At 72.9% G+C, this 4,223-nt stretch carries 6 protein-coding genes; 2 read left to right on the forward strand and 4 right to left on the reverse strand.

The window, feature by feature from the left end:
* Positions 1-380: 380 nt before the first annotated feature.
* Together AOK23_RS25385 and AOK23_RS25390 are read right to left on the reverse strand one after the other, a co-directional pair.
* Complete coding sequence (locus AOK23_RS25385) at positions 381-800, reverse strand: nuclear transport factor 2 family protein (RefSeq protein WP_055714956.1); 420 nt, start codon at positions 798-800, stop codon at positions 381-383.
* A gap of 1 nt (position 801) precedes the next feature.
* On the reverse strand, positions 802-1,953 hold the full coding sequence (locus AOK23_RS25390; RefSeq protein ID WP_420823747.1) for an NAD(P)-binding domain-containing protein: 1,152 nt from the start codon (positions 1,951-1,953) through the stop codon (positions 802-804).
* Positions 1,954-2,001: 48 nt separating this feature from the next.
* Between AOK23_RS25390 and AOK23_RS25395 the strand changes: the two genes are divergently transcribed.
* The gene (locus AOK23_RS25395; RefSeq protein WP_055714959.1) at positions 2,002-2,700 is read left to right on the forward strand and encodes a TetR/AcrR family transcriptional regulator; all 699 of its coding nucleotides are present in this window, start codon (positions 2,002-2,004) and stop codon (positions 2,698-2,700) included.
* Positions 2,701-2,781: 81 nt separating this feature from the next.
* Here AOK23_RS25395 and AOK23_RS48955 read toward each other — a convergent pair whose 3' ends face one another.
* Complete coding sequence (locus AOK23_RS48955; protein WP_206336289.1) at positions 2,782-3,009, reverse strand: hypothetical protein; 228 nt, start codon at positions 3,007-3,009, stop codon at positions 2,782-2,784.
* Between the two features lie 178 nt (positions 3,010-3,187).
* Here AOK23_RS48955 and AOK23_RS48960 point away from each other — a divergent pair, with 178 nt between their 5' ends.
* A complete protein-coding gene (locus tag AOK23_RS48960; protein ID WP_079049695.1) occupies positions 3,188-3,388 on the forward strand; it encodes a hypothetical protein in 201 nt (66 codons plus the stop codon).
* A 41-nt stretch (positions 3,389-3,429) separates the two neighbouring features.
* Here AOK23_RS48960 and AOK23_RS25405 read toward each other — a convergent pair.
* Positions 3,430-4,223, reverse strand: a 794-nt coding sequence (locus tag AOK23_RS25405) for a SecDF P1 head subdomain-containing protein (RefSeq protein ID WP_240496552.1), incomplete at its 5' end; no start/stop codon positions are given.

Genomic DNA, 4,223 nt, shown 5'->3' on the forward strand with positions numbered 1-4,223 from the left:
GGCGACGGAGGGGAGCCGAGACCGAGGAGGGGGCCGGGGCGGTCGGCGGGTGCCGCGTCGAAGGTGCCGGCCGGTGGGGTGGCGAAACCGGAGCCCATCACCTCGGCCGGAGCGGTGCCGCGGCCCGGTTCGGCCGCCGTCGCCTGGGCGGGCGGGACGCGCAGGCCCACGGCGAGTCCGGACGGCCAACGCGGCCCTGGTTGCGGTACGCATGCGCGGCCTCCCCGGTGGCGGCCCCGGAAGGCGTCCCTCGGCAGCGCCCAACGGCACCCTTGGTCGCGACGCCCCCACCGGCGACCCGGCGGCCAGGAACGGACGAACCCCAGGCCGACGGCCTGGGGTTCGTCCGGGGAGGGGACGGGGGACGGGAGCGCGGTGTGTCAGGCGGGCATCGCCTCGCGGACGAGCGCCGTGTCGACGAACTGCTCGAAGCGGACGATGAGGCCGCCGCGGACCACGAAGTGGTGGGCCACGCGGACGTCGATCGGCTTGCCGGTGGCCTTGTTCGTCGCGGTGTAGCGGGCGAGGACGACGACGTTCTCGCCGTCGACGACGTATGTGTCGTCGTGGGCGGTCCAGTCGTCCCAGTCCTTGCCCAGCTGCTCCATCACGTTCGACGTGACGCCGTCGGGGGTGCGGTAGGTGCCGGCCAGCGGGAAGCCGGCCATCTCCTTCCACTCCACGTCGGGCGCGAGGGTGGCCCGCAGGGCCGCCAGGTCGCCGGCGGCGGAGGCCAGGTACTGGCGCCGTACGACGTCGGCGGGCGCGGTGGACGCCGTGTAGTCGGTGCGGTCGCTCATGTCAGCCCCACGTCATCTCGCCCTTGGCGACCTTCGCGCCGATCTGCGCGGCGATCCCCATGCCGTTGTCGGGGTAGCGGGCGACGAGCGCCTCGGTGAGGGCGGCGCCGTCGGTGGCCTTGCCCAGCTCCTCCTCGAAGGAGAGGAGGTACTCACGGGTCGCGGCGATCGCGGAGGCGTCGGCCGGGGTGCCGGGCAGCCGGTGGCCGGGGACGACCAACTCCGGGTCGAGGGCGGCCATCTCGTCGAGCAGGTCGATCCAGGCGGCGCGGTCACCGGGGGCGGGCGTGTCGGCGACCCACACGTGCTCGTGCTGGAACAGCAGGACACCGCCGAGGAGCGTCCTGCTCCCGGCCTGCCACAGGTAGTGGCGGTCGGGCAGCGCGGCCGGGCCGCCCTTGAGCTCGAAGCGGTGGCCCTCCATGGTCAGGTCGCCGGTGAGCGGGGTGAGGTCGACCAGCCGGGTGGGCAGGTTGGGGCCGAGCGCGGCCCACGCCTTGAGTTTGCCCTCGTAGGAGTGCCGGATGTGCTCGATGACGTGCGGGGTGGCGACGAAGACGGCGTCGGGGAAGGCGTCGGCGATCACTTCGGCGCCGAAGTAGAAGTCGGGGTCGCCGTGGCTGACGAACACGGTCGTCAGCTTCTTGCCCGAGTCGAGGACCTCGATGGTGCCGTCGCGCATCGGGTAGTAGTTGCTCGTGTCGAGCACGACCTTGCCGGCCAGCGCGTCGGCGGGCAGGTTCCGGTAGGCGGACAGCGGGACGCTCACCACCACCCAGTCGCCCGCGCGGGCCGCCTCCTCCGGCGTCGCGGCACGGGCCCGCCCGCCGAGTTCCGCCACCGCCTCCGCGAGGGTCTCGGGGCCGCGGGAGTTGGACAGGACGACGTCGATACCGGCCGCGACCGCGAGCCGGGCCACGGCCATGCCGATGTTGCCGCTGCCGATGAAGCCGAGTGTTGCCATGGAAGGGGTCTCCTCATCTCGCGCGGACCGTGAGGTCCAGCGGTGGCTGTACGGGGGCGGCGAGGCTCGGGCGGACGGCGGGCAGGCGAAAGAGCACGGACGTAAGCGGGCAGACGAAAGCGAGCAGACGAAGGCCGGGGCCCGCCCGACACCGAACCGGAGCAAGCGCTCCCTTTGAACGTAGCACAACCGGAGCAGGCGCTCCGCAAAGAAGCGGTGCGGGGTACCCTGAATCCCGTGACCCTCGCCGACCAGCCGACCCCCGCCCCCGAAGCGGCCCGCGCCGCCGGGACGGCCGCCACCCCCGCGCAGCCCGCCAAGCGCGGTCGCCGCGCCGACGCCGAGCGCAACCGCGCCGCGATCCTGGAGGCGGCCGGCGCCGTCTTCGCCGAGCAGGGCTGCGCCGTCGACGTCCGCGAGATCGCCCGGCGCAGCGGCGTCGGCATGGGCACGCTCTACCGCCACTTCCCGACCAAGGACGACCTGCTCGTCACCGTCCTTGGACAGCAGTTCGACACCTGGCTCACCGACGCCCATGAGCGGGCGTCAGCCACCGACGACCCCTGGCAGGCCCTGACCGGGTTCTTCGAGCAGATACTCACCACGCAGTCCCGCAACCGCGCGGTCGTCGAGAGCTACACCGCGACCAACGGCCCCACCAGCTCATGCGCCCAGCGCTGCTACTCCTTCATCGACGACCTGCGCACCCGCTGCATGAACGCCGGTCTCCTGCGCCCCGACATCACCACCACGGACCTCGTCCTGCTCAGCGGCTCCCTCAGCCAAGCGGTCCTGACCACGGGCGACACCCACCCCGGCCAGTGGCGCCGCCTCCTGCACATCTCCCTGGACGGCCTCAGCAGCCGCAACACGGAGCCGCTGCCCGAGCCGGAACCGGAACCGGAGCCCGCAGCGGACGCCCCAGCGATCCCTTGACCGACCCGGCTCCCCGTTCCGCGCCGCGCACACCTTCCCGCCACGCTCCCCGGTCGCCCCTAGGGTGAACAGGTGGACACATCAGGGGTGTTGGAGGAGCAGGACGCGCTGCGCGCCGAGGCGGAGGAGGTGTACGAGGACCTCCGCCTCGACGAGTTGCTGGCCGAGGTAGGCACACCGACCGTCGTCGGGAGCGCGGCGCTGGGCCTGATGGTCCGCCGGGACCTGGATCTGGACGTGGCGTGCGCACGGCTGGACGAAGCCGCCGTGGCGTCCGTCGCCGCGGTCGGCGCCCGGCTCGCGACCCACCCACGCGTCCGCCTCGTGACCTTCCGCAACGACCGCGGGACGTGGAACCAGGAGCCGGACGCCTACCCCGACGGCCTGTACCTCGGCGTCGAGTACCGCGCGACACCGGACCGGCGTCCCGTGGAATCTCGACGTCTGGTTCCTGGACGAGCCCGAACGCCAGCCCTCGACGGCCCACTTGACCACCCTGCGCCCGCGTTTCACGGACGAGACCCGCGCGGCTGTCATCGACATCAAGCGGGCCTGGGCCGACCGCACCGAGTACGGCACGACCGTCAGGAGCTTCGACGTCTACCGCGCGGTCCTCGACGACGGCGTCCGCGATCCCGCGGGGTTCGAGACGTGGGCCGCCGCCCGCCGCGAGGCACCGTCGCCATGAACTGAGCGCGCCGACGCCGCACGGGACACTCCCCGGACGCTCTACTCCACGCGCAGCTTCGTCACGCTCGACACCGACAGGTGGACCGGCAGGGCGCCCGTGTTCACCTGGGCGGCCAGTTGCTGGGCCTCCTGCTTGGTGAAGCTGCCGGAGATCTCGGCCTTGCCGCCGGTGATCGGGCCGTTCACCTGAGGCGCGGACAGCACGACACCGTCGAGGACGATGGCGAACTGGTTCTGGGGCGAGGTCTGCGTCGACAACTGCCCCGTGATGTCGGCGAACTTCGCCCCGCCCGCAGCGGTGAAGTCCAGCTTCACGAACCAGCCGTTGCCCCGCTCCGCGTCGTACGCGGCCTCCGCCTCGGACACGTCCGTACCGGCCACGGAGACCGGTCCGAGCTGGTACGTGGAGACGGTGCCCTGGTACTCCCCGCACGCGGTGAGCGGCTCCGACGAGGGCCCCTCCACCGCGTCCGGGCACTGCTCCACCCCCGCCTCCGGGACCGCGCTCAGCACCGGACGGAACGCCAGCTCCGCCGGCTGACCGAGCGCCTCCAACGTCTCCTGCCGGGCGGCCGGACCAGACACCGTGATCTGGTTCTTGTCCTCGACGGTCACCTTCACGCCACCCAGCCCGGCGTTCGCCGCCCGGTCCCGGATCAGCTCGGCGGTCCGTTCCAACGTCCGCACGCTCACGGGCTCCTGCGGCATGAACGTCACGTCGGCCCGCCCACCTCCGGACTCCCCGTCACCGCCGGCCTTCCCGGAGGCCGACGCGGACGCCGGCTTCCCCGACCGAGGCCGGTCCGAGTCACCCGAGTCACCCGAGTCACCCG

The organism is Streptomyces torulosus (assembly GCF_001419765.1).
GTDB classification, from domain to species: Bacteria; Actinomycetota; Actinomycetes; order Streptomycetales; family Streptomycetaceae; genus Streptomyces; species Streptomyces torulosus.

Coding starts and splice junctions, on each gene's coding strand:
- AOK23_RS25385 (WP_055714956.1), bottom strand. CDS start 800: ATGAGCGACCGCACCGACTACACGGCGTCCACCGCGCCCGCCGACGTC.